The following is a 520-nucleotide window of genomic DNA, read 5'->3' on the forward strand; positions in this document are numbered from 1 at the left end:
GAAGCCAATTTTAGAGGCGTGGTAGATCTCTTAAAGATGAAAGGGTACCTGTATGTCGAAAAGGGAAGCCCCCGATTCCAGGAAACAGACATACCCCCCGAGATGGACTCGGAGGTTAACGCGTACCGGAATCAGTTGGTGGAAAGAATTGTCGAAACAGAAGACGAGCTGTTGATGAAATATCTGGAGGGAGAAGAGATCAGCCAGGAGGAAATGAGAGGCGCGCTGCGTTCAGCCATAATTTCCCGAAAATTAACTCCGGTCCTCCCTGCCTCGGCTGTCAAAAACATAGGAGTGGAGCTGATCCTGGACTACATTGCTTCCTGTCCCAGAGGAAGAGCCAGAGGCACCACCGAGTCTCCGAACGAATCTTTTATGTTTTCCAGGGATTTGTAGAAGCTGGCACTTTCCCGGTCCATCCGGTTGATTACGAAGATCAGAGGCAGGCCGTTCTTGGTGCAAATGGAAAATGTCCTTTCTGTACCCACCTCCACTCCGGAGACCGCATTGATGACTAACG

General features: G+C 50.4%; 1 protein-coding gene and 1 pseudogene. One reads left to right on the top strand and one right to left on the bottom strand.

Features of this window, described 5'->3' with window-relative positions:
- Nucleotides 1-396 (top strand): annotated as a pseudogene (gene fusA / locus HW443_RS12865) (elongation factor G); the annotation flags it as partial.
- On the opposite strand, the gene HW443_RS14265 reads toward fusA, so the two are convergent.
- Nucleotides 312-494, bottom strand: coding sequence for a hypothetical protein (locus HW443_RS14265; protein ID WP_407079836.1), 183 nt, complete (start codon nucleotides 492-494; stop codon nucleotides 312-314). The pseudogene fusA and the gene HW443_RS14265 overlap by 85 nt on opposite strands.
- Nucleotides 495-520: the final 26 nt, after the last annotated feature.

The organism is Candidatus Hakubella thermalkaliphila (assembly GCF_013281975.1).
Classification (GTDB): Bacteria; Actinomycetota; Humimicrobiia; order Hakubellales; family Hakubellaceae; genus Hakubella; species Hakubella thermalkaliphila.